The organism is Streptomyces sp. NPDC107654 (assembly GCF_055639035.1).
The window spans coordinates 269,837-295,274 of record NZ_JBVKBI010000007.1; the positions used below are offsets into that span (position 1 = coordinate 269,837).

Consider the following 25,438-nt stretch of genomic DNA (forward strand, 5'->3'; position numbering starts at 1 on the left):
AGCGCCACGAGGGGGCACCACGGTGATGAGGTGGTGGCGTGCGAGAGAATGGCGGCATGGAGATGCCGAGGAACGAACGGTCGCCGGAGAACCCCCAGATCCTCGTCGTGGGTCAGGACGGGATGACGCTCGGCGGTGGCGGGGACGTGGAATCCCGTGAGACCCCGGTGACGGAACAGGTGGAACAGCCGGCCAAGGTCATGCGCATCGGCAGCATGATCAAGCAGCTGCTGGAGGAGGTGCGTGCGGCTCCTCTCGACGAGGCCAGCCGGGTGCGGCTGAAGGAGATTCACGCCAGCTCGGTGAAGGAGCTGGAAGACGGCCTGGCCCCCGAGCTGGTCGAGGAACTGGAGCGGCTCTCCCTGCCGTTCACCGACGAGGCCACGCCGAGCGACGCGGAACTGCGGATCGCGCAGGCGCAGCTGGTGGGCTGGCTGGAGGGTCTCTTCCACGGGATCCAGACGACGCTGTTCGCCCAGCAGATGGCCGCGCGGGCCCAGTTGGAGCAGATGCGCCGCGCCCTTCCGCCGGGCGTGTCCGGCCACGAGGGCGACGACCATCAGGCGGGCGGCCGTTCGGGCGGCCCGTACCTGTAATCCGCCCACCCGATCCGGTCACGGCACACGAAGGGCCCGGCGGACGACCGCCGGGCCCGACCCGTTCTCCGGACCGCAGGTCCGGACCGCTCACTGCGGGGGGTTGCCCGTGGAGACGCTCAACTCGATCTCGACGTTGTCCGGGTCGACATCGGTGCCCTGTTCGGGGAACTGCTGCAGGACGGCACCGTCGGGCCAGGTGTTGTCGTTCCTGTCGTCGCGGTCCCACTTCCAGCCCGCGGCCTGCAGGCACTGTTTCACGGAGTTGATGTCCTTGTAGCGGAAGTCGGGCAGTTCGATCTTGTCCGGGTCCTTCCACGACTCCTGCGGGTCGGTGCACTTGGACTTGTCGATCGTCCGGGTGCGGTCCGGCTCGCGGTATCCCGCGCGGTGGGACGCGGACGCGGAGGCGCTCGATCCGCCGCTGCCCTTGATGTCCTCGCCGGCGTTCTTCAGCGTCAGCGCGACGACCACGCCGACGACCACGATGACCGCCATCCCGACCGATGCGACGACCACCGGCCGCTTCCTGCGGCCACCGGGCCGGCCGGCCGGCTGCCCGGCGGTCTGCGGCGCGATCGTGTACGGCGGCGGGGTCGGGACGGCGGCCTGCGGGCCGTACCCCGCCGCGGGCGTCTGGTAGCCGCCCTGCTGCGGGTAGCCGTAGGAGGGGGCGGGCGCCGGGTGGCCGTACGGGTTCGGAACCGGGGTGGTGGCCGGCTGGTACGGCGTCCGGACCTGCCCGTGCGATGCCGGGGGCGCCTGGCCGACCGGCGGGAACACCGCGGAGCTCACGCCCGCGCCGCTCTGCGTCGGACCGGCGCCCGGCACGATGTTCGGCGGGGCCGCCTGGAGGGAGGCCGCGATCCGCAGGCACTCGTCGCGCATGGCCTCGGCGGTCGGGAAGCGCTCGTTCGGGTTCTTCTTCAGCGCGCGGGCGATCAGCGCGTCCACGGCGGGCGGCAGCGCGCGGTTGACCGAGGAGGGCGCCACCGGCTCCTCCTGTACGTGCGCGTACGCGATCGCCAGCGGCGAGTCCGCGTCGAACGGCAGCCGTCCGGTGACGAGCTGGAACAGCATGATGCCGACCGAGTACAGGTCGGAGCGGGCGTCCACACCGCGGCCCAGGGCCTGCTCGGGCGAGAGGTACTGCGGGGTGCCGACGACCATGCCGGTCTGGGTCATCGAGGTGACACCGGACTGCATGGCGCGGGCGATGCCGAAGTCCATCACCTTGACCACGCCGCGCTTGGTCACCATCACGTTGCCCGGCTTGATGTCCCGGTGGACCAGCCCCTTCTCGTGGCTGATCTCCAGGGCGGCGAGCACGTCGGCGGTGACCTTCAGCGCCTTGTCGGCGGGCATCGCGCCGTACTGCCGGATGTCCTCCTCCAGTACGGAGCCCAGCGGCCGGCCCTCGACGTACTCCATGACGATGAACGGCGTCGCCATGCCGTTCAGGTCGTCCTCGCCGGTGTCGAAGACGGAGACGATGTTGGTGTGCGTGAGCTTGGCCACGGCTTGCGCCTCGCGGCGGAAGCGCTCGCGGAAGGCCTGTTCCCGGCCGAGTTCGGTGTGGAGGGTCTTGATCGCGACCTGGCGGTCCAGCACGGCGTCGTAGGCGAGGTGCACCGAGGCCATACCGCCCTCGCCCAGCAAGTCGCGCAGCTGGTAGCGGCCTCCGGCCAGCGCCTGCCCCGCATACCGGCCGTGTGCGCCGTCCTGGCTCATCTCTCCGCGTCCCCCACTGGCCGTCCGGCGTCGTCGTCCATCGAACAGGCCTTGATCGAATGTGTCATTCCCGGCCAAGTCTGCCCCAGGGCACCGACACGTCAAGCGCGGTGCCCGTTCCGTGACCGTACGCGCAAGAAGCGTCGCGCAAGCGTTACGAGGGGTGTACGAGCGGCACACAGAATTTGCACGACAGCGCGTGCTAGGGGTTTCATGACCGGTCCGTCCCGGGTCGGTCCCGGTTGCCGTTCCGAACCGGTGGCGCCCGCGGAGGCTGTAGCGTGGCCGACGGAGACCGTGACAACACCGCGCGCACCGCGGGCAGAAACGACGGCGAGGACTGATGGCACAGACGCAGCGCTCTCAGGGCCCGTCCGACCCCGAGGCGACTGGCGGCGGCATGTCGGACGCGCCGGAGCTGTGGGGCAACGGCGGGCTCGTCGGCGACGGCCGGTACCGGCTCACGCACCGTCTGGGCCGGGGCGGCATGGCCGAGGTGTTCGCGGCCGAGGACGTCCGTCTGGGCCGTACGGTCGCTGTCAAGCTGCTCCGCGCCGACCTGGCCGAGGACCCCGTCTCCAAGGCCCGCTTCACCCGTGAGGCGCAGTCCGTCGCCGGCCTCAACCACCACGCGATCGTCGCCGTGTACGACTCCGGCGAGGACGTGGTGGGCGGCCAGTCCGTGCCGTACATCGTCATGGAGCTGGTCGAGGGCCGCACCATCCGCGACCTGCTGATGAACGCCGAGGCACCGGGGCCCGAGCAGGCCCTGATCATCGTCTCCGGTGTGCTGGAGGCGCTCGCCTACTCGCACCAGCACGGCATCGTCCACCGTGACATCAAGCCGGCGAACGTCATCATCACCGACAGCGGCGCCGTCAAGGTGATGGACTTCGGCATCGCCCGCGCCCTGCACGGCGCCTCGACAACGATGACGCAGACCGGCATGGTCATGGGCACCCCGCAGTACCTCTCCCCGGAGCAGGCGCTCGGCAAGGCCGTCGACCACCGCTCCGACCTGTACGCGACGGGCTGCCTGCTGTACGAACTCCTCGCACTGCGGCCCCCCTTCACCGGCGAGACCCCGCTGTCGGTGGTCTACCAGCACGTCCAGGACATGCCGGTGCCGCCGTCGCAGGTCGCCGACGGGACCTGCCCGCCGGAGCTGGACGGCCTGGTCATGCGCTCCCTCGCCAAGGAGCCCGACGACCGGTTCCAGACGGCGGAGGAGATGCGCGGCCTGGTCCAGTACGGCCTGCAGATGCTGTACGACCAGGGCGGCCACACCGGCACCTGGAACACCGGCCCGGTGCAGGCGCACGACGGCCGGCACACCCCGGCGGCCGGCTTCGCCGGGACGACCGTCATGCCGCACCCCGTGGACGGGGGCGGCACCACGCAGATCCCGCAGCCGATCCTGCCCGCGGGCTACGGCAACGGCGACGACGGCGGCTTCGAGGGGCACGGCAACAGGGGCAGCGGACGCGGCAAGCTGTGGATCCTCGCCGTGCTCGCGGTGATCGCGATCGCGGCGGGCGCCGCGCTGGCACTGAAGAACACGGGCGGCAACGGCGGCAACGGCACCGACACCAAGCCGACGTCGACGCACTCCAAGGACACGAAGGAGAAGTCGCCCTCGGCGACCCCGACCGACGAGGACACCGGCGAGCCCTCGGACCCCTCCACGGAGAACGGCAGCTCGGGTACGGGCACCGGATCCGGCTATCCGCCGGCGACCACGCCGTCGCGCTCGGCCCCCTCCTCCCCGAGCAGCGAGCCGTCGACCCCGCAGACCACGCCGTCGCAGCCCACGGGCACGACGGCCGGCGGAACCGACGCCGGCACCGACACCGGGGGCACGGACGCGGGCACGGACACCGGGGGCGCGACCGCGGGCACGGACACCGGGGGCACGGACACGGGGGGCACGGACGCCGGCGGTACGGACGCGGGCACCACGACCGAGGGCACGGCCGGCGACACCACCGGTTGAAGGACGCCCACGGCGCCCGCACCGGCGTCACCCTGAGCAGGCACGGGCGGTCCGGCCCCCAGGTGACGCCGGCCGCTCACGCGGCTCACTCCACGAACGCGGCTCACTCCACGAACGCGTCGCACACCGCGTCGTACTCGCGCGTCCACCACACGGCGAGCGCCGACGCGGCCGGGAACTGGCAGTCCGCGCGCGTGTCACCGCGCTCGTAGTGCCAGCGCAGCATCCAGAAGTCGTTCAGCCGCTCCCACCACACCCGGTGCACGGCCGCCGCCAGCTCCGAGGGCGTGGCGCCGGCCGCACGCCGGTACGCGCGCGCGTAGGCACGCACTTTCGGCAGGTCCAGCGTTCCGCCGGGCCGGACGAAGAAGATCACGGCGGCGCGTACGGCCTCCTCCGCGCGCGGCTGCACACCGAGCCGGTCCCAGTCCACGATGGCCGCGGGGGCGTCGTCCCGGTAGAGCAGGTTGAACGGGTGGAAGTCGCCGTGCACCCAGCCCACCGAGCCGCCGCGCGGCGGGCGCCGGTCCGCGTGCTGTTCCAGGAGGGCGCGGCGTTCCAGCAGCCGGTGCCGGGCGAGTTCGTCGAAGGCGTCGGCGGGCCGGTGCCGGCGTACATGGGCGAGCAGGTCGTCGATGAGGGCGAAGGTGTCGGCCGGGTCGGCGCTCTCCACCGGGTGCGGGCTCGTCGCCGGGCGCGTGCGCCCCTTGGGCGGCATCACCCGCTCCAGGCAGGCGTGCACGGCGCCCAGGAGCGCGCCCAGGCGTGCGCTCTCCCCGCGGGTGAGCTGGCCGCCGTGGCGGTGCCTGCCGTCGATCCAGGGGTGCAGGGCGTAGGCGTGGCCGCCGATGACGGCGACCGTGCGGCCCTCGCGGTGCGCCAGGGGCAGCGGGACCGGGACGCCGAGGTCGGCGAGGCGCTGGGTGGCCCGGTGCCGGCGTTCGATGGCGGCCGGGTCGGCGGTGTCCGGATCGAAGTGGTGCTTGAGGAAGTAGCGGCCGCTGGTGGTGCACAGCCGGTAGCCGCGGTTCAGGAGGCCCTGGTCGACCGGCTCACAGGTGAGGGCGGTTCCGGCGGCGTACAGGCGGAGCAGGGCGCCCAGAGGGGGCGCGTGGGGGACCAGGGGTGGTACACATGAGCGCGGCACGCGCCAGATGGTAGGGCAAGCGCAGCCCCTGTGAGCTGGGGGTTGTCACACGCAGTCGCCGACGGTCGCTTTCGGTCACGCGACGGGCTTTTCCGCTTTTCCGTGGACGGTGTCCGCGGCCATGCGGGTTGTCGAGCGGGCTGCCGAAAGGAAATACCCGGAATTTCCGCCTTCGTGTGCGAGGTCAGTCTCACATGAAAGTCTTCCCGTGACCTGGGTGCGCGGGATAACGTGCGGTTGCTCCGGACAGGCGCGAGGCTGTGACCAGCGTGCTTTCACACCACCTCGATTTACTTGGAAATCCAAGCAAAATCGCAGGTCAAACGGGGTTTCACAGAAATGTGAGGCACTGGGTAACGTGATGGTTGCAGGGCGCTCGCCGGGGCACCTGTCACGCCTGTTCCCGGCCGAGTGGCACCCACCCCGTGCCCGGTGGTCGAACAGGTGAGCCGCACTGGCCTACCGGCAACCCCGGGGGCCGGAACGACGGAGGAGCACACGTGACCGTGGAGAGCAGTGCCGCGCGCAAGCCGCGACGCACCGCCGCAGGCAAGGCCGGCACCACCGGCAGCAAGGCCGGCACCACCGCCGGCAGGACCGGAGCCACCGGCACCCAGCGCACCACCCGCAGCACCGCCAGGAAGAGCACCGAAACGGAACTCGTGCAGCTCCTGACCCCGGAGGGCAAGCGGGTCAAGAACGCCGAGTACGACGCCTACGTCGCCGGTATCACGCCCGAGGAACTCCGCGGCCTGTACCGCGACATGGTGCTCACCCGCCGCTTCGACGCCGAGGCCACCTCGCTGCAGCGCCAGGGCGAGCTGGGCCTGTGGGCCTCCCTGCTCGGCCAGGAGGCCGCCCAGATCGGCTCCGGCCGGGCCACCCGCGAGGACGACTACGTCTTCCCGACCTACCGCGAGCACGGCGTCGCCTGGTGCCGCGGGGTCGACCCCGCCAACCTGCTCGGCATGTTCCGCGGCGTGAACAACGGCGGCTGGGACCCCAACAGCAACAACTTCCAGCTGTACACGATCGTCATCGGCTCCCAGACGCTGCACGCCACCGGCTACGCGATGGGCGTGGCCAAGGACGGCGCGGACTCGGCGGTCATCGCCTACTTCGGCGACGGCGCCTCCAGCCAGGGCGACGTGGCCGAATCGTTCACCTTCGCCGCGGTCTACAACGCCCCGGTGGTGTTCTTCTGCCAGAACAACCAGTGGGCGATCTCCGAGCCGACCGAGCGCCAGACCCGCGTCCCGCTCTACCAGCGCGCGCAGGGCTACGGCTTCCCCGGCGTCCGGGTCGACGGCAACGACGTGCTCGCCTGCCTGGCGGTCACCAAGCAGGCGCTGGAACGCGCCCGCAACGGCGAGGGCCCGACCCTCGTCGAGGCGTTCACCTACCGCATGGGCGCCCACACCACCTCCGACGACCCCACCCGCTACCGGGGCGACGAGGAGCGGCTGGCCTGGGAGGCGAAGGACCCGATCCTGCGCCTTCGCCGGTACCTGGAGGCCTCAAACCACGCGGACGAGGGATTCTTCGCGGAACTGGAGGCCGAGTCCGAAGCGTTGGGCAAACGAGTGCGCGAAGCGGTCCGCTCCATGCCCGACCCGGACCACTTCGCCATCTTCGAGAACGTGTACGCGGACGGACACGCGCTCGTCGACGAGGAGCGCGCCCAGTTCGCCGCCTACCAGGCGTCGTTCGCCGATGAAGGGGGTCACTGAGATGGCCGAGAAGATGGCGATGGCCAAGGCCATCAACGAGTCGCTGCGCCGTGCCCTGGACGCGGACCCCAAGGTCCTGATCATGGGTGAGGACGTCGGCAAGCTCGGCGGTGTCTTCCGCGTCACGGACGGCCTGCAGAAGGACTTCGGCGAGAACCGGGTCATCGACACCCCGCTCGCCGAGTCCGGCATCGTCGGCACCGCGATCGGCCTGGCCCTGCGGGGCTACCGCCCGGTGGTGGAGATCCAGTTCGACGGCTTCGTCTTCCCGGCCTACGACCAGATCGTCACCCAGCTCGCCAAGATGCACGCCCGCTCGCTGGGCAAGGTCAAGCTGCCGGTCGTCGTCCGCATCCCCTACGGCGGCGGCATCGGCGCGGTCGAGCACCACTCGGAGTCGCCGGAGGCGCTGTTCGCCCATGTGGCGGGCCTGAAGATCGTCTCGCCGTCGAACGCGTCGGACGCGTACTGGATGATGCAGCAGGCCATCCAGAGCGACGACCCGGTGATCTACTTCGAGCCCAAGCGGCGCTACTGGGACAAGGCCGAGGTCGACCCCGAGGCGATCCCCGCCCCGCTGCACAAGGCGCGCGTGGTCCGCGAGGGCACGGACCTCACCCTGGCCGCCTACGGCCCGATGGTGAAGCTGTGCCAGGAGGCCGCGGACGCGGCGGCCGAGGAGGGCAAGTCCCTGGAGGTCCTGGACCTGCGCTCGGTCAGCCCCCTCGACTTCGACGCCGTCCAGGCCTCGGTGGAGAAGACCCGCCGCCTGGTCGTGGTGCACGAGGCGCCGGTGTTCTTCGGTTCCGGCGCGGAGATCGCCGCCCGGATCACCGAGCGCTGCTTCTACCACCTGGAGGCCCCGGTCCTGCGTGTCGGCGGCTACCACGCCCCGTACCCGCCGGCGCGCCTGGAGGAGTCGTACCTGCCGGACCTGGACCGCGTGCTCGACGCCGTCGACCGCTCGCTGGCGTACTGAGGAGAGGGCCGTGACGACGATGACGGAAGCGTCCGTACGCGAGTTCAAGATGCCCGACGTGGGCGAGGGGCTCACCGAGGCCGAGATCCTCAAGTGGTACGTCCAGCCGGGCGACACGGTCACGGACGGCCAGGTGGTCTGCGAGGTGGAGACGGCGAAGGCGGCCGTCGAACTGCCCATCCCCTACGACGGCGTGGTCCGCGAGCTGCACTTCCCCGAAGGCACCACGGTGGACGTGGGCACGTCCATCATCGCGGTGGCCGTGGCCGGCGCTGCGGCGCCGGAGGCCCCCGCCGAGCAGCCCGCGGCGGCACCCGCCCCGGCGAAGGAGGAGCCCAAGCCGGAGGGCCGCCAGCCGGTCCTCGTCGGTTACGGCGTGGCGACGTCCTCCACCCGGCGCCGCCCCCGCAAGGGTGCCGAGACCGGTGTGCCGGCGTCGGCGCCGGCGCAGGCGATCCAGGCGGAGCTGAACGGCCATGCCGGTGCGGTCGCCGAGAAGCGCCCGCTGGCCAAGCCCCCCGTGCGCAAGCTGGCCAAGGACCTGGGCGTCGACCTGGCCGCGATCACCCCGTCCGGCCCGGACGGCATCATCACCCGCGAGGACGTCCACGCGGCGGCCACGCCCCGGGCGGCCGAGCAGGCGGCCCCGGCCTCGGCGGCCCCCGCGGCCCCGGCCACCGCTGCCGCACCGGCGCCCGTGGCGTCGTACGACACCGCGCGCGAGACCCGCATCCCGGTCAAGGGGGTCCGCAAGGCCACCGCGCAGGCGATGGTCGGTTCGGCGTTCACCGCGCCGCACGTCACCGAGTTCGTGACGGTGGACGTGACCCGCACGATGAAGCTGGTCGAGGAGCTGAAGCAGGACAAGGAGATGCAGGGGCTGCGGGTCAACCCGCTGCTGCTGATCGCCAAGGCCCTGCTGGTCGCCATCAAGCGCAACCCGGAGATCAACGCGGCCTGGGACGAGGCCAACCAGGAGATCGTGCTCAAGCACTACGTCAACCTGGGCATCGCGGCGGCCACCCCGCGCGGCCTGATCGTCCCCAACATCAAGGACGCACAGGCCAAGACGCTCCCGCAGCTGGCGGAGGCGCTGGGCGAGCTGGTGGCGACGGCCCGCGAGGGCAAGACGTCCCCGGCGGCGATGCAGGGCGGCACGGTGACCATCACCAATGTCGGCGTCTTCGGCGTCGACACGGGCACCCCGATCCTCAACCCCGGCGAGTCGGCGATCCTCGCGGTCGGCGCGATCAAGGCGCAGCCCTGGGTCCACAAGGGCAAGGTGAAGCCGCGCCAGGTCACCACCCTCGCCCTGAGCTTCGACCACCGCCTGGTCGACGGCGAGCTGGGTTCCAAGGTGCTGGCGGACGTCGCGGCGATCCTGGAGCAGCCCAAGAGGCTGATCACCTGGGCGTGAATACCCGTCTCGACGGGTAACGTCTGAGACCGAAGGGGGCGGCCGCAACTTCGTCTTGCGACCGCCCCCTCTCTTTTCGAGCCCCCGGTCAGCCCCGGTCGAGCACGTACACCGGCGCTCCGTCGTCCGCCCCGCCCCGCGAGCGGATACAGGCGTGCTTGCGCAGCAGGCGGAGGCACTCGTTGACGCGGTGTGCCGGCATTCCCGTACGGGCCGCGATGACCTCGAGCCGCTCGCGCAGCTCACCCTTTTCGACGAGGATCGGGGCGATGACCACGGCCACCGTCCACACGTCCTCGGTCACGGACAACCGCTGCCGCCAGTCGGCCAGCACGGACTCCGCGGTGGGCGGGGCGGCCGGCCGGCCGCCGGGCACCGGACGCGCGAGGACGAGCGCGTCGAACCGGTCCGCGATGCGCTCCAACGCCCGTACCAGGGCCTGCTGCACGGCGAGGGTGGCCTTCTGGGTCGCCAGCGTCTCCCGCTGGACGGTCAGCATCTCCTTCTGCAGCGCGATCGACTCGCGCTGCCCGTTCGCCAGCTCCTCGTCCAGATGGAGGTTGTGCGCCTCCAGCCGGACGATGGCCTCCGCGACCTGCTCGGGCATGGCGTACGCGACGGGCGCGCCCGGTTCGGCCGGCTGCACCTCGGCCTCTTCGAGAGTGTAGGAACCCTCCCGCTGTACGGTCTCGACGACTTCGGCGACCCACAGTTTGAAGGGCATGCAGGCGGGCTTCGTGCAGGCGTTGACGAGGAGGACGAGGCCCTGCACAGAGATGACGTTCAGGTCTCGGCGCCACTCCCTGCCTGCGGGAATGCTGAGACCGTAAGCTCCAGTTACGGTCTGGAGCATCTCTCGGTGCTCTTCGGGGACGTGATCGGCGAGAGCCTGACGAGAGTTGGTGTGCCCGAGTTCCTTGCACACGTCCACCGCCGGGAACCAATGACTTCCGTCCGGCATGGTCAGCCGGCGGACGCGGGCTCCGGTGGCCGCGTACACGAAGTCGCTGACGTCGATCGCGTTGTGCTGTCCGACGGGTCCGGACCGCTTCCTGGGTTCGTTCATGTGAACCACCTCCGCCGCGGAACGTAGGGCGGATGAAGAGGAATATGCCAGCGGAAAGGTGGATGTTCACGATCGCGTGGGAAATACGCCAATTCCGCTGCGCCACAGCCCCGTTGTGTGGTGGGAGCATCCGCCGGAGCCGTCCGCAACGCGAGGGAACCTTTGGTGCCGGTGCCGCCTCCTGACCCGGCGACGCGGCCCCGACGGGGGGCCGCGACGACCCAGGGGGTCAGGGATGGATGGACGTGTGCTTCCGGAGGACCGACAGGCGGTCCACCGGTACATCACCGTACGCGGCACCCGGCTGCACCTCGCCGAGTACGGCGGCACCGGCACCCCGCTGCTCATGCTGCACGGCTTTCCGCTGCACTGGTACGCCTGGCACAAGGTCGCCGCGCGACTGGGCGGTGAGTACCGGCTGCTCTGCCCGGACCTGCGGGGCTTCGGGTGGTCGCAGGCCACGCGGCGCGGGTACGACATGGACGGCCTGGCGGACGACGCCCTCGCGCTGCTCGACGCGCTCGGGATCGACGGCCCGGTCGGGCTCGTCGGACACGACTGGGGGGCGCACCTGGGCTTCCGGCTGTGTCTGCGGGCACCGGAGCGGTTCACCGGGTATCTCGCGCTGAACATGTCCCACCCGTGGCCGCGGCACCGGGCGGTGCTGCCGAACCTGTGGCGGCTGTGGTACACGGCGCTCCTGGAGTACCCGGTGCTCGGGCGGGCCGTGCTGCGCCACTGGCCCGGCTTCACCCGCTTCCTGCTGCGGCACCAGGTGGCCGACCGGTCCGTGTGGACGGAGGCCGAGCTGGCCGAGTACGCCGCCGCGGCCTCGGCCGGCGCGGCCGCGGCGCAGTCGCTGTTCTGGCAGTACGTGCTGCACGACGTCCCCGCGCTGGTCCTCGGCAGCTGGCGGCGGCACCGGCTCACCGTGCCGACGCTGCTGCTCGGCGGGGAACGGGACACCGTCGTCGCACCCTCGCTGCTGGCGGGCGCGGAGCCGTACGCCGACGAGCTGCGGGTGCGGCTGGTGCCCGGGGCCGGTCACCATCTGCCGCAGGAGCGGCCGGGGGAGGTGGCCGAGGCGGTCCGCGCCCACTTCCCGCGCTGAGGCCGTCTACCGCAGCGCCGCCCGCTCCGCCACCCGCCGTACGAAGGCCCGCCCGCGCCGCGCGCCGAGCAGGCGGCCGTAGAGCCACTGGGCGGGGCGCAGGGCGGCCGGCCGGGTGGCGCCCAGGACGGCGAAGCGGGTGCCGCCGGCCTCCGGTACGGCCGCCATGCCGCCCACGACGAGACGGGACTGCATGAGGCACCAGCCGGGTGCGAGCCGTACCTCGAAAGCCTCCGTCAGACCGGAACGGCCGACCGCCAGGGCCTCCTTGCGGTCGGCGTCGCCCGGTGCCACCCGGAAATCGCGCAGGAACGGGAGGAGGTGCGGGAGTTCGGTCCCCAGGTCGGCGGCGACCTGCCACACCCGGTCGTACGGCAGGGCGAGGTGTTCCTCGGCGTACAGGCCGGCGTGCAGGCCCGCGGCCAGGACCCGGAGCCGGCGTACCGGATCGGAACTCATCGTGACCACGCTTTCCGGAAGGAGGATCGCGCCCGGTGCAACCGGGACTTGACGGTGCCCCGCGGCACCCCGAGGAGGTCGGCGACGGCGGCCTCGTCCAGGCCCTCCAGCTCGCGCAGTACCAGGACGGCACGGTGGCGGACGGGCAGCCGGGCGAGGACGTCGCGTACGTCGGCCGGCAGCTCGCCGTCGGTGGCCGCCCGCAGTCCGCCGAGGTGGGCGAGGCCGGCGGGGTCGGCCGGTTCCTCGGCGGCCCCTCGGCGGGCGACGCGTACCGCCTCGCGCACGGTGGCGGTGCGCACCCAGCCGTAGAGGGCCCGCGGGTCGCGCAGTCCGCGCAGCCCCCTGAAGACGGCCAGCAGGGATTCCTGGACGGCGTCGGCGACGTCGTACGGGGCGATCGGGCGGCACAGCCGGGTGACGTACGGCGTCACCAGTGCCAGCAGTTCGTCCATGGCCAGGGCGTCGCCGCCCTGCGCGGCCCGGACCAGCGCGGCGGCCGTGTCCCACGGCCGGGCGTGGTCCCCCTGTGCGTCCATGTCGGGGCCACCCTAAGGGGATGGACCCCTCGCGGGTGTGCGAGGGGTCCATCCCGGGGTCTTGCGGTGCCGGTGCGTCAGCCGAGCTTGGCGAAGCCGTAGTTCAGCAGCTTCTTCGCGTCCGTCTCACGCTGGGTGATGGACGTGGAGGCGAGGACGGTGCCGATGACCGTCCTGCCGTTCCGGGTCGCGGCGAAGACCAGGCAGTACTTGGCCTCGGGACCGGAGCCGGTCTTCACACCGATGGTGCCGCTGTAGCTGCTGAGGAGCCCGTTGGTGTTCTTCCACGGGTTCATCGTGCGGGTGCTGCCCGTCTTGGTGATCGTCTTCGCGGTGTACGACTTCGTCTTGACGATCGTGCGGAACGTGGAGTTCTTCATCGCGCTGCCGGCGATCTTCGTCAGGTCGCGCGGCGTCGAGTAGTTGTTGCCGTTGCCGATGCCGTCGAAGGAGTCGAAGTGGGTGTTCTTCAGGTTCAGGCTCTTGGCGGCGGAGTTCATCTTGCCGATGAAGGACTTCACGCGTGCGGAGGTGGTGGAGCCGGAGCCGTACTTGTCGGCGAGCGCGTAGGCGGCGTCGCAGCCCGACGGCAGCATCAGGCCGTACAGCAGCTGGCGGACGGTCACCTTGTCGCCGACGATCAGGTGGGCCTGGGAGGCGTTGTTCTTGACGACGTAGTCGCTGTAGGCCTTCTTGATCGTGACCTTGGCGTCGAGGTTCAGGTTCGACTGGGCGAGCACGACCTTGGCGGTCATGATCTTGGTGGTGGAGCCGGTGGAGCGCTTGGTGTCCGCCGCCTTCGTGAACAGCGTGGAGCCGTTCGCGTTGTTCATCACGTACCCGCCCTTGGCCACGATCGAGGGCGCGGTGACGGCCTGGGCGGGCGCTGCGGTGAGGGCACCGGTGGTGAGCAGCGCGCCGGAGGTGACGGCGACCGCGGCGGCTCTGCGAAGGCGGGTGCCCTTAATGCCGGTAATCAAAGCGATGTACCTCTAATGTCTTGAATGCCCCTGAAGCGCGGCCGAGTTGAGGTGGCATGGAGGAGGGGGCCGCGCATGTGTGACACGTAAGTAGCACAGAAGGTTGTGCGGTCGCTGCGGAAGGGGGTCATCTCGTCCGCATCATGGACGCTGCCACCGTTGCGTACGTGTTGTATCTATGCTGTGGGCATGAACACGGCCGTCGAGCAGCCCGCCCCGCAGTCCCTCAAACAGCCCCCCGCCGCCGACCGCGTGTACACCCACGTCAAGCAGGGCGTACTCGACCGCCGCTACGAGGGCGGCACCCTGCTCACCGAGGGTGAGCTGGCCGAGGCCGTCGGCGTCTCGCGCACCCCCGTCCGGGAGGCGCTGCTACGGCTGGAGGTCGAGGGACTCATCCGGCTCTACCCGAAGAAGGGCGCCCTGGTCCTGCCGGTCTCCGCGCAGGAGATCGCCGACGTGGTGGAGACCCGGCTGCTGGTGGAGGAGCACGCGGCCCGCAAGGCCGTGCCCGCCCCGCCCGGCCTGCTGGAGCGGCTGACCGAGCTGCTGGAGCGGCAGAAGGCGCAGGCCGCCGCCGGTGACCTGGCCGCCGCCGCGGTCACCGACCGCTGCTTCCACGCCGAGATCGTGCGCAGCGGGGGCAACGAAATCCTCTCCCGGCTCTACGACCAGCTGCGCGACCGCCAGCTGCGGATGGGCGTCGCCGTCATGCACTCCCACCCCGACCGGATCGCCAAGACGCTCGCCGAGCACGAGGAGATCCTGAACGCGCTGCGCGCCGGGGACGCGGCGGCGGCCGTCGCTGTCGTGCACCGGCATGTGGGCTGGTTCTCCCACCTCGCCCGGGGTGAGGTCCGATGAGCGGTGCGGTGCGCAACGCCACCCTTCCGGGTGACCCGCCGGGCGGGCGCCGGGCCGTCGCCGTGTGGTCCACAGGCGTGGCCGTCTACTTCGTCGCCGTCATCTTCCGTACGTCCCTGGGCGTGGCCGGCCTCGACGCGGCCGACCGCTTCCACGTGGGCGCCTCCGCCCTGTCCACCTTCTCCATACTCCAGCTGCTGGTCTACGCGGGCATGCAGATACCCGTCGGCCTGCTGGTCGACCGCCTCGGCACCAAGAGGGTGCTGAGCATCGGAGCGGTCCTGTTCACCGCCGGGCAGCTGGGCTTCGCCTTCTCCCCCTCCTACGGCACCGCGCTCGCCTCCCGCGCCCTGCTGGGCTGCGGCGACGCGATGACCTTCATCAGCGTGCTGCGGCTCGGCACCCGCTGGTTCCCGGCCCGGCGCGGTCCGATGGTCGCGCAGCTCGCGGGGCTGGTCGGCATGGCGGGCAACCTGGTCTCCACCCTCGTCCTGTCCCGGCTGCTGCACGGCATCGGCTGGACCCCGGCGTTCGCGGGCAGCGCGCTGGCGGGCGCGGTCGTCCTGGTCCTGACCCTGCTGTTCCTGAAGGACCACCCCGAGGGCCAGGAACCGGAGCCGTCCCCGCACCGGGGCGCCGCCTACGTCCGCCGGCAGATCGCCGCCGCCTGGCGGGAGCCGGGCACCCGGCTGGGCCTGTGGGTGCACTTCACCACCCAGTTCCCGGCGATGGTGTTCCTGCTGCTGTGGGGCCTGCCGTTCCTCGTCGAGGCACAGGGCCTCAGCCGCGCCACGGCCGGCGAACTGCTCACCCTCGTCGTGCTGTCCAACATGGTGATCGGCCTGGTCTACGGCCAGATCGTCGCCCGGCACCACGCGGCGCGGCTGCCGCTGGCGCTGGGCACCGTGAGTGCCACCGCGCTGCTGTGGGCGGCCACCCTCGCCTTCCCCGGTGACCATGCGCCGATGTGGCTCCTGCTGGTGCTGTGCACGGTGCTCGGCGCGTGCGGGCCGGCGTCGATGATCGGCTTCGACTTCGCGCGGCCGGCCAACCCGCCGGAGCGGCAGGGGACCGCGTCCGGCATCACCAACATGGGCGGCTTCATCGCCTCCATGACGACGCTGTTCGCGATCGGTGTGCTGCTGGACGCGACCGGGGACGACTACACCGTGGCGTTCAGCGCCGTGTTCGTGCTGCAGGCGCTCGGCGTCGGCCAGATCCTGCGGTTGCGGGGGCGGGCGGCCCGTCGGGAGCGGGAGCGGCTGGTGGCCAGCCGGGTGGAGACGGTGCACGTCCCCGCATAGGCGCCCGGGGTGGGGCTCACCGGCGCGCGCGGGGGGCCGCCGCGTCCACCCGTGCCGCCCCCGGGGGCACCCCCTGCTCGAAGAGTGCGGAGGAGGCACGACTGCCCGCAGCCGTGCCTTACGGCGTCACCGCGAAGTGGCGCAGGATCTCCGCCGCCAGGTCCTGGTCGCCCTCCGTCTTCACCCGGTCCGTCACCGCCTCCGGGGTGACGCGGCCGCAGGCCAGGCGGACGTAGGTCTCCCAGTCCAGGGTGAGGGTGGCGGCCGGGCCGAGGGCGGGGGCGGTCTCCACGGTGCCGCGGCCCTGGATGTCGACGCGGACCGTGCGCAGGAACTCCACCGGGCCGTGCACGTCGAACACGATCGCCGAGCTGCGCGGGGCGTTCGCGTCGTGCGCCACGACCTTGGGCAGCGCGTCCAGCAGCACGTCCCGGGTGACGTACGCGCCCGGCGAGTCCAGGTTGCCGGGGCGGCCCAGGGCCGTACGCAGGTCCTGCTCGTGCACCCACACGTCGAACGCCCGGGCGCGGTAGGCCTGTTCCAGGGTGATGTCGGTGCCCAGCGGGCCGCGCACCACGGTGCCCGGGTCACGGGACTCGCCGCGCAGCTGGCGGTTGCGGCGGATGACCGTGTACTCCAGCTCGGCCGTCATCTCCGGCGCCGTGTGGTGGCGTCGGACGTCGACCTGCATCTCCATGTAGCGCTGGTGCTCGGTGGTGACGTGGAAGAGGTCGCGGGGCAGGGAGTGGATGGGGCGCGGGTCGCCGAGCATCTCGCAGTCCAGGCCGATGACGTGGGACACGATGTCCCGCACCGACCAGCCGGGGCAGGGGGTCCGCCGGTTCCACTCGCCCTCGACGAGCGACTGCACCATCTCGGATATCGCTTCGATGGAGTGCGTCCAGGCGTCGGCGTAGGGCTGGAGGGTGGGATGCAGACTCACGGAACGGGACCCCTCGGCGGTCGGTACACGGGCAGGTTGCGGCGGCGGTGCCAGCGGGCGGTTGCACTTCGCGGGTGTCTTGGGGAGCTAAGTTACGCTGCTGAAAGGCACCCCGGCAGTGCTTTCGTGTGACGATCGTAGGCCTGTGTGGACGACTCGAATGCCAGGACGGTGGTAGTGTGCGCGCCTCGCTGATCCAGATCGCCGTGGACGAGGGCGAACCGGTCGACTCCCGGCGGCGGCGTGTGGCCGCGCTGGTGCGGGAACAGAGCGGGACCGACCTCGTCGTCCTGCCCGAACTGTGGACCACCGGCGCCTTCGCCTACGAGGAGTTCGGCCGGGAGGCCGAGCCGCTCGAAGGGCCGACGTACGAGGCCATGGCCAAGGCGGCGAGCGACGCGGGCGTGTGGCTGCACGCCGGCTCCATCCCGGAACGCGACCCGGACGGCCCCCTCTACAACACGTCTCTCGTCTTCTCCCCCTCCGGTGAACTGGCCGCGGCCTACCGCAAGATCCACCGCTTCGGCTTCGACAAGGGCGAGGCCGTGCTGATGGGCGCGGGCCGCGACCTGGTGACGGTCCGGCTGCCCGGAACCACGCTCGGCGTGGCCACCTGCTACGACCTCCGTTTCCCCGAACTCTTCCGTGGACTGGTCGACGCCGGCGCCGAGACGCTGGTGATCCCGGCGGGCTGGCCCGAGCGGCGACGCGCGCACTGGACGCTGCTGGCCCAGGCGCGGGCGGTGGAGAACCAGGCGTTCGTGCTCGCCTGTGGAACGGCCGGGACCCACGCCGGAGTTCCGCAGGCGGGTCACTCGATCGTGGTGGACCCGTGGGGCGAGGTGCTCGCCGAGGCCGGCCCCGGCGAAGAGGTCCTCACGGTCGACCTCGACCCGGCGAAGGTGGCCGCGACCCGCGAGCAGTTCCCGGCGCTGAAGGACCGGGTACTCGGCCTGGACCGGCCCCGGTAGCGGTCAGTCCTCCTCCCCCTCCTTCTCGGCGAGGTGGATCACGCACACCGCCACGGCGATCAGCAGCGCCGGGTCGGCGTCCTCCCGCACGACGTCGACGCCGTAGGTGTCGACGACGCTCAGCCAGCGGCGGGAGATCACCGCGAGGAGTTCGCCGTCGTACTCGACGGCGAACTCGCGGTCCAGGATCTTCCCGCTGACGTCCAGTTCGGTGCCGTCCACCAGCGAGACCCGATAGTGGTTGCGCAGCAGGGACAGCCGTTTGCGGCGGATCCGGGCCAGGGCCTCGCCGTCCCGTTCGATCACCATGGTGTCGCGCAGGGCGAACATCTTCTGGTGGATGTCGATCAGGACCCGCCCCTGGGCGTCCTTCAGCTCGAAGGTGTCGCGCAGCCGCATGGCCTTGCCGTCGACGAGGAACACCTTCCGGCCGTGTTCGTCCTCGATCCACCAGTCGTCACCGATGCCGAGGATCCGGTCGCGTACGAGGAATCTCATACGGTGACGTTTCCCCGGTGCCGGATGATCCTCACAGAGCCGTCAGAGGAGTCCCGCTCCGAACCGGCGCCGGTACGCCGACGGGCTCAGCCCCGTCTCCCGCCGCAGCCGGGCCCGCAGGTTGGCCGCCGTACCCAGGCCGCTGCGCGCCGCCACGACGTCCAGCCGTTCCTCGCCCCGCTCGATCAGCCGGCACGCCAGCGCCACCCGTTCCCCGGTGAGCCAGGCCAGCGGAGTCGTCCCCAGCTGGCTGCGGAAGCGGCGGTGCAGGGTGGCGGGGGAGACGGCCGCGCGCGCGGCGAGGTCCGCGACGGTCAGCGGTTCGCCCAGCCGTTCCTGCGCCCAGGCCAGCAGCGGGCCGAGCGACTCGTCGGGCACCGCGGGCACCGGCCGCTCCACGAACTGCCGTTGGCCGCCGTCCCGGTGCGCGGCGAACACGAGCCGGCGGGAGACGTGGTTGGCGATCTCCACGCCGTGGTCGCGGCGGACGAGGTGCAGGCCGAGGTCGAGCGCGGAGGCGCTGCCGGAGGCGGTGAGGATGTCGCCGTCGTCCACGAAGAGCACGTCCGCCTCCAGGCGCACCCGCGGGAAGCGGGCCCGGAAGGCGTCCGCCCACATCCAGTGGCAGGCCGCCCGGCGCCCGTCCAGCAGCCCGGCCTCCGCGAGGGTGAACGCGCCCGAGCAGAAGCCGACGAGCCGGGCGCCCCGCGCGTGTGCCCGCCGGACGGCGTCCAGGACGCGATCCGCGCGCGGGACCTCGGTGTCGGGCCGGTTCGGGACGATCAGCGTGTCGGCGGATTCGGCGGCCTCCAGCCCGGCGACCCCGGTGAGCGTGAAGAAACCGTCCCGCATCCGGGTCTCCGGCCCGGCCGCGCACAGCCGGAAGTCGTACAGCTCCCGCCCCAGCTCGGGCCGCGCGAGCCCGAAGACCTCGATGGCGCAGCTCATCTCGAAGGGGTTGGAGTTGTCGTCGACCATCAGCACGACTCGGTGAGAGGATCGTTGCGGCATATGCGATTTCTAGCACTCGCCGGGCGTATCGGCACCCGGCGACGATGAACCCATGGAACCCATCTCCCTGGAGGCGGCCCTCGCCTCCTTCTCCGAGCAGTGGAGCCCCCGCATCGTCACGGCCGTCAACGACTACGACGTGCGCGTGGCGAAGGTCGAGGGCGAGCACCTCTGGCACGCGCACGCGCACACCGACGAGTTCTTCCTGGTCCTCACGGGCGAACTCCACATCGGGCTGCGCGAACCGGCCGGCGAACGCACGGTGGTCCTGCCCAGGGGCTCGGTGTTCACCGTGCCGCGCGGCGTCGAGCACAAGCCGTACGCGCCCGTGCCCACCGAGATCCTGCTCTTCGAGCCCACCGGGACGCTGACCGTCGGCGACCGGCACGAGGAGGTCCCCGGCCACGTGGACGCGACCACGGGCCACGCGCTCACCTGACGGGGCACCGGAATCCACCGGTCCCACGGGTGTCCTCTGCGTGAACATCCCGTGCGCGCGGGCAACTTGCCCAACCCAACCGGCGGTCCCCGAGTCGGACGTCGTGCAAGGCGCAGCAGACCGCACGCTCCTCTCTCGGAGGTTCCGCCATGTCCTCTCGTCCCACCCGCCGCCGGGTGACCCACGCCGTCCCGGCGGCGGCCCTGGTCGTCGGTGCGGCCCTGGCCGTACCGCTCGCCCTGGCCGGACCCGCCGGCGCCGCCACGGCGCCGGCCACGGCCCGGGTCAACTCGTACGACTGGCAGCTCACCTACGAGGCCGCCCCCGGCCAGACCAACAAGGCCGCCGTCACCGCGTCGCTCACGGCGGACCGCACGGGCATCACCTACGTCGTCGACGACGCCGTCCCGATCCGCGCCGGCCACGGCTGCCGCCACCCCGACGGCGCGGACCGCACGAAGGTCTCCTGCACGGTCACCAGCGTCGACAGCCAGGACCCCTACGCCGCCCTGGTCATGGACCTGGGCGACCGCGACGACTCGGTCGCGTACCGGAACGCAACCGACCAGATCTACTCCTACGCCGAGATCTCGCTGGGTGCCGGCAACGACAGGGCGACCGACTCCGGCCCCCTCGACGGGGCCTACGTCTCGGGTGGCGCGGGCAACGACACCCTGATCGTCGGCAAGGAGGGCCTGGCCTGGGGCGGTGACGGCAACGACACGATCACCGCGACCGGCGGCGACAACATCGCGCAAGGCGGCAGGGGTGACGACACGTTGCACGGCGGCGCAGGGGGCCAGTACCTGTCCGGCGACGACGGCCGGGACACGATCACCGGCGGCGCGGGCGCCGACACCCTGTACGGCGGCAAGGGCAGCGACATCCTGTACGGCAACGGCGGCGACGACCGGCTGTACGGCAACAGCGGGAACGACAGGCTGTACGGCGGCGCCGGCCGGGACACCCTCTCCGGCGGCCCCGGCACGGACGCGGTCCACCAGGACTGACGACCGGTCGCCGGGAGGACCGGGGGCCCACGGGCCGGGCGGCGGTCGCGACGACGGCCGGTACGGTCCCTGGACGCGCCTGCCGGTCTCGTCGACCCCGCCCGAGCCGCCGCTCGAGGGCGAGGGAGCGGGCACGGGCAAGTCCCGGGCACTGGAGCCGGACCCGGCCGTCACCAAGGACGGCCCGCACGTCTCCGCGATGGCGGCCTCCTGCGACGACACCCGTCCGACAGCGGCTCCGCCGCGGGCGCCGGCGCATACCCCGCCTGCCGTGTCCACCAGCGGGACAGGGGCGGCGCGGACCGCCTGCCGCTCGTCCTGGCGGGCACGGACGCCGGCGCGGACGAGCAGGAGGCGGCTGCTCAGACGCCGTAACCGTCGCTGTAGCCGTCGGCGCGGTGGTGGTGCGGTTCGCTCTCCACCACCGGCGTCGTCGGCGGGACCACCACACGGCGGCGTCGCGCGATGCCGCTGAAGGTGGCCACCCCGATCAGACCCACGGCCATGAGGATCAGGCCGACGACGGTGAGGTTGACACCCTGCATGTGCCAGTCGGTCGCGAACGTCAGGATGGCCCCTATGGCGATGAGGATGATGCATCCGCCGAGACCCATGAGACCTCGCCTCCCCTTCCGGTTCCGGAATCTCCGGTGCCGTCCGGGTACCCGGCGAGGCCCCGACTAGCCCTGCAGGAAGGCCGTCAGGGCGTTCGCCAGCAGGAACGGGTCGTCGGCGCCGCACAGTTCGCGGACGCTGTGCATGGAGAGGATCGCCACGCCGATGTCGACCGTGCGGATGCCGTGCCGGGCCGCGGTGATCGGGCCGATGGTGGTGCCGCACGGCATGGAGTTGTTGGAGACGAAGCTCTGGAAGGGGACGTTCGCCTTCTCGCAGGCCGCGGCGAACACCGCGCGGCCCGAACCGTCCGTGGCGTAGCGGTTGTTGACGTTGACCTTGAGGATCGGGCCGCCGTTGACCCGCGGGTGGTGCGTGGGGTCGTGCCGTTCGGCGTAGTTGGGGTGGACCGCGTGGCCCGTGTCGGAGGACAGGCAGACCGTGCCGGCGAACGCCCGGGCCCGGTCCTCGAACGAGCCGCCGCGCGCGAACACCGAGCGCTCCAGCACCGATCCCAGCAGCGGGCCGTCCGCACCGGTGTCCGACTGGGAGCCGTTCTCCTCGTGGTCGAAGGCGGCCAGCACCGGGATGCGGGTGAGCGGGGCGCCGGAGGTCGCGACGGCGGCGAGGGCGGCGGCACCGGCGTGCACGGACAGCAGGTTGTCCATGCGCGGACCGGCGACCAGTTCCCGGTCCCGGCCGAGGTAGGCCGGCGGCTCCACCGGATGCGTCATCAGGTCCCAGCCGGCCACCGAGCCCGCCGTCAGCCCGGCCTCCTGCTCCAGGAAGGCGATGAGGTCACCGTCCGAGACGTCGTTGCCGAGGCCCCACACCGGCTGCAGGTGCCGCTGCTTGTCGAGCTTGAGCCCCTCGGAGCCGACCGAACGGTCCAGATGGATGGCGAGCTGCGGCACCCGCAGCAGCGGCCGGTCGATGTCGACCAGGACCGAGGAGCCGTCGCGCAGGGTCAGCCGGCCGGCCAGGCCCAGGTCGCGGTCCAGCCAGGAGTTCATCAGGGGTCCGCCGTAGATCTCCACGGCGACCTGGCGCCAGCCGTGCGCCCCGGTGTCCGGGCGCGGCTTGACCCTCAGGTTCGGTGAGTCGGTGTGCGCGCCGACGATGTGGAAGGGGGCGTGCGGCTCGGCGCCCTCGGGCACGTACCAGGCCACGATCGCGCCGCCGCGCAGCACGTACCTGCCACCGCTGGTGCCGTCCCAGGCGTCCGTCTCCGCGACCTGCCGGAAGCCCGCCTTCTCCAGCCGCTCGGCGGTGTTCGCCACGGCGTGGTACGGCGACGGGCTCGCCGCCAGGAAGGACATCAGGTCGTCGGTGTGGCCGCGGTCGAAAGGGGCGGCGGGTGACGGGCGGGAGGGTGCGCTCATGGGACTCACCTTAACGACGTGCACGGGCCCGCTCCCGGTAAAGGGAGCGGGCCCGTGCGAGGAATCGACGGGGACGTCCGACACGTCCGGACGACTCGGCTAGAACGCGGCCTCGTCCAGCTCCATCAGGTCCAGCTCGACGGTGCCGGCGACCTTGCGGGCGAGCGTGACGCCCGGCAGGACGTTCGCCGCGAAGAACTTCGCCGCGGCGATCTTGCCGGTGTAGAACGCCTTGTCCTTCGCCGAGGCGGTGGCCAGCTTCTCGGCGGCGATCGCGGCGCCCTTGAGGAGCAGGTAGCCGACGACGACGTCACCGGAGGCCATGAGCAGGCGGGTGGTGTTCAGGCCCACCTTGTAGATGTTCCTGGTGTCCTGCTCGGTGGCGGCGAGGTCGGTCAGCATCAGGCCGACGATCGCCTCCAGCTCCACGGCGGCCTTGGCCAGGTGCTCGCGGGCGCCGGCCAGCTCCTCGCCGCCGGTGCCGAGCGCCAGGAACTTCTTGATGTCCTCGGCGAGGGAGTTCAGCGCGGCGCCCTGGTTGCGGACGATCTTCCGGAAGAAGAAGTCCTGGCCCTGGATCGCCGTGGTGCCCTCGTACAGGGTGTCGATCTTGGAGTCCCGGATGTACTGCTCGATCGGGTACTCCTGCAGGAAGCCGGAGCCGCCGAAGGTCTGCAGCGACTGGGCGAGCTGCTCGTAGCCCTTCTCGGAGCCGTAGCCCTTGACGATCGGCAGGAGCAGGTCGTTCAGCGCGATCTCCGCGGAGGCGTCCTCGCCGTTGGCCTCCTTGACCTGGATCGCGTCCTGGATCGAGGCGGTGTAGAGGACGAGGGCGCGCATGCCCTCGGCGTACGCCTTCTGCGTGATCAGCGAGCGGCGCACGTCGGGGTGGTGCGTGATGGTGACCTTGGGCGCGGTCTTGTCCATGAAGTTCGCCAGGTCCGGGCCCTGGACGCGCTCCTTGGCGTACTCCAGCGCGTTCAGGTAGCCGGTGGAGAGCGTGGAGATCGCCTTCGTGCCGACCATCATGCGGGCGAACTCGATGATGCGGAACATCTGGCGGATGCCGTCGTGCTTGTCGCCGATCAGCCAGCCCTTGGCGGGGTGCTTGTCGCCGAAGGTCATCTCGCACGTGTTGGAGGCCTTCAGGCCCATCTTGTGCTCGACGTTGGTGGCGTAGACGCCGTTGCGCTCGCCCAGCTCGCCGGTCTCGAAGTCGAAGAGGTACTTCGGGACGAGGAAGAGGGACAGGCCCTTGGTGCCGGGGCCGGCGCCCTCGGGACGCGCGAGCACGTAGTGGAGGATGTTCTCCGACATGTCGTGCTCACCGGAGGTGATGAAGCGCTTCACGCCCTCGATGTGCCAGGAGCCGTCCTCCTGCTGGACCGCCTTGGTGCGGCCGGCGCCCACGTCCGAGCCGGCGTCCGGCTCGGTGAGCACCATGGTGGAGCCCCACTGCTTCTCGGTGGCGATCTTGGCGATGTGCTTCTGGACGTCGTTGCCCTCCTCGAAGAGGATGCCGGCGAACGCGGGGCCGGAGGAGTACATCCACACGGCCGGGTTGGCGCCCAGGATCAGCTCGGCGTAGGCCCAGATCAGGGAGCGCGGCGAGGTGGTGCCGCCGATCTCCTCGGGCAGGCCGAGGCGCCAGTACTCGGAGTCCATGAAGGCCTGGTAGCTCTTCTTGAAGGACGCCGGGACGGGCGCGGTGTTGGTCTCCGGGTCGAAGACCGGCGGGTTGCGGTCGGCGTCGGCGAAGGACTCGGCCAGCTCGTTCTCGGAGAGGCGGGTCAGCTCCTCCAGGACGCTCTTGGCGGTCTCGACGTCCATCTCCTCGAACGGGCCGGTGCCGTACACCTTGTCGCGCCCCAGTACTTCGAAGAGGTTGAACTCGATGTCGCGGAGATTCGACTTGTAGTGCCCCATGGCGACGGCTCCGTAGAGGGATCGGCGAGGCACTGACTCCTCGCACCTAGTTCACGTACCAACAAGTAGCTCCGATGATGCTACCCGCCGGTAATAAGACGCAACCCCGAACCGGTCATCTGTGACGCGTCTCAAGTGCGCCTCGGGCGACCCCGTGCGCCTCGGCCGTCCGGGTGAATCCATGCCTCCGTTCAGGGCACCCGGCGTAACCGATTGGCTACGTTCGGTGCCCGCTCGATCCCCTCTCGTGCACCGGAGGCACTCATGCGACGGCTCCTGACCACGCTGGGCGGACTGGCGGCGACGGCGATGCTCACCGTCGGGCCGGCCCACCCTTCCCGGGCGGCGGACCACGCCTACTTCGAGTTCACCGACATCACCCGCGAACGGGCGATCGTCCGGATCGACGACCCGGCCAAGATCCGGCACGCCCGCGAGCTCCTCGGCGGCGTGACCACCGACCGCCCCCACCTCCTCGGACGGATCGTCCCGCGCACGGCCGCCTACAACCCCGGGTGGTCCTTCCACTACCACCCGGACACCGTCGATTTCTTCGACGCCGCCATAGAGGTCTGCGACGCCACGCTGCCCTACGTCGAGGCCCACCTGGACGAGGCGGGCGGCGCCTTCCTCCCCGGCTACATCTGGTGCCCGTGGACTTCCCGGCTGGTCCGTGAGGTTCCGGCGCCGTAGGCCGTTCGGGCGGCAGGAGGGCTCGGTACGCTTG

General features: G+C 71.5%; 24 protein-coding genes and 1 pseudogene. 13 read left to right on the forward strand and 12 right to left on the reverse strand.

Annotated elements, in window-relative coordinates:
- The first annotated feature begins 56 nt into the window (after window positions 1–56).
- Window positions 57–596, forward strand: a complete 540-nt coding sequence (locus ACZ7N4_RS15730) for a bacterial proteasome activator family protein (protein WP_471358533.1) — start codon at window positions 57–59, stop codon at window positions 594–596.
- A gap of 90 nt (window positions 597–686) precedes the next feature.
- Here the strand turns inward: ACZ7N4_RS15730 and ACZ7N4_RS15735 are convergent, their stop codons facing one another.
- Window positions 687–2,327, reverse strand: a complete 1,641-nt coding sequence (locus tag ACZ7N4_RS15735) for a protein kinase domain-containing protein (protein WP_471358536.1) — start codon at window positions 2,325–2,327, stop codon at window positions 687–689.
- A 343-nt stretch (window positions 2,328–2,670) separates the two neighbouring features.
- Between ACZ7N4_RS15735 and ACZ7N4_RS15740 the strand changes: the two genes are divergently transcribed.
- A complete protein-coding gene (locus ACZ7N4_RS15740) occupies window positions 2,671–4,320 on the forward strand; it encodes a protein kinase domain-containing protein (protein ID WP_471358540.1) in 1,650 nt (549 codons plus the stop codon).
- A gap of 103 nt (window positions 4,321–4,423) precedes the next feature.
- Here ACZ7N4_RS15740 and ACZ7N4_RS15745 read toward each other — a convergent pair whose 3' ends face one another.
- Window positions 4,424–5,467 (reverse strand): phosphotransferase, encoded by a 1,044-nt coding sequence (locus ACZ7N4_RS15745; RefSeq protein WP_471358543.1) that lies wholly within the window; start codon window positions 5,465–5,467, stop codon window positions 4,424–4,426.
- A gap of 500 nt (window positions 5,468–5,967) precedes the next feature.
- Between ACZ7N4_RS15745 and pdhA the strand changes: the two genes are divergently transcribed.
- From pdhA to ACZ7N4_RS15760, 3 genes are read left to right on the forward strand one after another with little or no spacing between them, the layout of a single operon-like run.
- Complete coding sequence (gene pdhA, locus ACZ7N4_RS15750) at window positions 5,968–7,197, forward strand: pyruvate dehydrogenase (acetyl-transferring) E1 component subunit alpha (RefSeq protein ID WP_471358546.1); 1,230 nt, start codon at window positions 5,968–5,970, stop codon at window positions 7,195–7,197.
- Window position 7,198: 1 nt separating this feature from the next.
- Entirely contained in the window at window positions 7,199–8,176 is a 978-nt protein-coding gene (locus tag ACZ7N4_RS15755; protein ID WP_471358549.1) for an alpha-ketoacid dehydrogenase subunit beta, read from the forward strand.
- Between the two features lie 10 nt (window positions 8,177–8,186).
- Window positions 8,187–9,593: a dihydrolipoamide acetyltransferase family protein gene (locus tag ACZ7N4_RS15760; protein ID WP_471358553.1), complete on the forward strand. Its 1,407-nt coding sequence runs from the start codon at window positions 8,187–8,189 to the stop codon at window positions 9,591–9,593.
- 88 nt (window positions 9,594–9,681) lie between these two features.
- Here the strand turns inward: ACZ7N4_RS15760 and ACZ7N4_RS15765 are convergent, their stop codons facing one another.
- On the reverse strand, window positions 9,682–10,659 hold the full coding sequence (locus ACZ7N4_RS15765) for a BRO family protein (RefSeq protein WP_471358556.1): 978 nt from the start codon (window positions 10,657–10,659) through the stop codon (window positions 9,682–9,684).
- Between the two features lie 235 nt (window positions 10,660–10,894).
- Here ACZ7N4_RS15765 and ACZ7N4_RS15770 point away from each other — a divergent pair, with 235 nt between their 5' ends.
- Window positions 10,895–11,770 carry an alpha/beta fold hydrolase gene (locus tag ACZ7N4_RS15770; protein WP_471358559.1) on the forward strand — a complete coding sequence of 292 codons (876 nt, stop codon included), beginning with the start codon at window positions 10,895–10,897 and terminating at the stop codon, window positions 11,768–11,770.
- Between the two features lie 6 nt (window positions 11,771–11,776).
- Here the strand turns inward: ACZ7N4_RS15770 and ACZ7N4_RS15775 are convergent, their stop codons facing one another.
- The 3 genes from ACZ7N4_RS15775 to ACZ7N4_RS15785 form a co-directional block, all read right to left on the reverse strand.
- Window positions 11,777–12,229 (reverse strand): hypothetical protein, encoded by a 453-nt coding sequence (locus tag ACZ7N4_RS15775; RefSeq protein WP_471358562.1) that lies wholly within the window; start codon window positions 12,227–12,229, stop codon window positions 11,777–11,779.
- Window positions 12,226–12,768 (reverse strand): RNA polymerase sigma factor, encoded by a 543-nt coding sequence (locus ACZ7N4_RS15780; protein ID WP_471358565.1) that lies wholly within the window; start codon window positions 12,766–12,768, stop codon window positions 12,226–12,228. The genes ACZ7N4_RS15775 and ACZ7N4_RS15780 overlap by 4 nt, the downstream gene beginning before the upstream one ends.
- Window positions 12,769–12,845: 77 nt before the next feature.
- A complete protein-coding gene (locus ACZ7N4_RS15785; RefSeq protein WP_471358567.1) occupies window positions 12,846–13,748 on the reverse strand; it encodes a D-alanyl-D-alanine carboxypeptidase family protein in 903 nt (300 codons plus the stop codon).
- Window positions 13,749–13,937: 189 nt separating this feature from the next.
- Here ACZ7N4_RS15785 and ACZ7N4_RS15790 point away from each other — a divergent pair, with 189 nt between their 5' ends.
- Window positions 13,938–14,612, forward strand: coding sequence for a GntR family transcriptional regulator (locus tag ACZ7N4_RS15790; RefSeq protein WP_471358570.1), 675 nt, complete (start codon window positions 13,938–13,940; stop codon window positions 14,610–14,612).
- Window positions 14,609–15,916, forward strand: a complete 1,308-nt coding sequence (locus ACZ7N4_RS15795; protein ID WP_471358573.1) for an MFS transporter — start codon at window positions 14,609–14,611, stop codon at window positions 15,914–15,916. The genes ACZ7N4_RS15790 and ACZ7N4_RS15795 overlap by 4 nt, the downstream gene beginning before the upstream one ends.
- A 118-nt stretch (window positions 15,917–16,034) precedes the next feature.
- Here ACZ7N4_RS15795 and ACZ7N4_RS15800 read toward each other — a convergent pair whose 3' ends face one another.
- Window positions 16,035–16,859, reverse strand: a complete 825-nt coding sequence (locus ACZ7N4_RS15800; protein WP_471358576.1) for a maleylpyruvate isomerase family mycothiol-dependent enzyme — start codon at window positions 16,857–16,859, stop codon at window positions 16,035–16,037.
- A 179-nt stretch (window positions 16,860–17,038) separates the two neighbouring features.
- Between ACZ7N4_RS15800 and ACZ7N4_RS15805 the strand changes: the two genes are divergently transcribed.
- Window positions 17,039–17,830: a carbon-nitrogen family hydrolase gene (locus ACZ7N4_RS15805; protein ID WP_471358579.1), complete on the forward strand. Its 792-nt coding sequence runs from the start codon at window positions 17,039–17,041 to the stop codon at window positions 17,828–17,830.
- A gap of 3 nt (window positions 17,831–17,833) precedes the next feature.
- Here the strand turns inward: ACZ7N4_RS15805 and ACZ7N4_RS15810 are convergent, their stop codons facing one another.
- Complete coding sequence (locus tag ACZ7N4_RS15810) at window positions 17,834–18,328, reverse strand: LURP-one-related/scramblase family protein (protein WP_471358582.1); 495 nt, start codon at window positions 18,326–18,328, stop codon at window positions 17,834–17,836.
- A 42-nt stretch (window positions 18,329–18,370) separates the two neighbouring features.
- On the reverse strand, window positions 18,371–19,339 hold the full coding sequence (locus tag ACZ7N4_RS15815) for a GlxA family transcriptional regulator (protein WP_471358585.1): 969 nt from the start codon (window positions 19,337–19,339) through the stop codon (window positions 18,371–18,373).
- 52 nt (window positions 19,340–19,391) lie between these two features.
- On the opposite strand from ACZ7N4_RS15815, the gene ACZ7N4_RS15820 reads away from it, so the two are divergent.
- From ACZ7N4_RS15820 to ACZ7N4_RS15830, 3 genes and pseudogenes are all read left to right on the forward strand, one after another.
- Window positions 19,392–19,778 carry a cupin domain-containing protein gene (locus ACZ7N4_RS15820; protein WP_471358588.1) on the forward strand — a complete coding sequence of 129 codons (387 nt, stop codon included), beginning with the start codon at window positions 19,392–19,394 and terminating at the stop codon, window positions 19,776–19,778.
- A 149-nt stretch (window positions 19,779–19,927) separates the two neighbouring features.
- Window positions 19,928–20,788, forward strand: a complete 861-nt coding sequence (locus tag ACZ7N4_RS15825; protein WP_471358592.1) for a calcium-binding protein — start codon at window positions 19,928–19,930, stop codon at window positions 20,786–20,788.
- A gap of 34 nt (window positions 20,789–20,822) precedes the next feature.
- Window positions 20,823–21,163 (forward strand): annotated as a pseudogene (locus ACZ7N4_RS15830) (hypothetical protein); the annotation flags it as partial.
- Here the strand turns inward: ACZ7N4_RS15830 and ACZ7N4_RS15835 are convergent.
- The 3 genes from ACZ7N4_RS15835 to ACZ7N4_RS15845 form a co-directional block, all read right to left on the reverse strand.
- Window positions 21,151–21,402, reverse strand: a complete 252-nt coding sequence (locus tag ACZ7N4_RS15835) for a DUF6458 family protein (RefSeq protein WP_388320994.1) — start codon at window positions 21,400–21,402, stop codon at window positions 21,151–21,153. The pseudogene ACZ7N4_RS15830 and the gene ACZ7N4_RS15835 overlap by 13 nt on opposite strands.
- A 66-nt stretch (window positions 21,403–21,468) precedes the next feature.
- A complete protein-coding gene (locus ACZ7N4_RS15840; protein ID WP_471358595.1) occupies window positions 21,469–22,785 on the reverse strand; it encodes a M18 family aminopeptidase in 1,317 nt (438 codons plus the stop codon).
- Window positions 22,786–22,884: 99 nt separating this feature from the next.
- Window positions 22,885–24,711, reverse strand: coding sequence for an acyl-CoA dehydrogenase (locus tag ACZ7N4_RS15845; RefSeq protein WP_471358813.1), 1,827 nt, complete (start codon window positions 24,709–24,711; stop codon window positions 22,885–22,887).
- Window positions 24,712–24,975: 264 nt separating this feature from the next.
- Here ACZ7N4_RS15845 and ACZ7N4_RS15850 point away from each other — a divergent pair, with 264 nt between their 5' ends.
- Window positions 24,976–25,404 carry a BP74-related protein gene (locus tag ACZ7N4_RS15850; RefSeq protein ID WP_471358598.1) on the forward strand — a complete coding sequence of 143 codons (429 nt, stop codon included), beginning with the start codon at window positions 24,976–24,978 and terminating at the stop codon, window positions 25,402–25,404.
- Window positions 25,405–25,438: the final 34 nt, after the last annotated feature.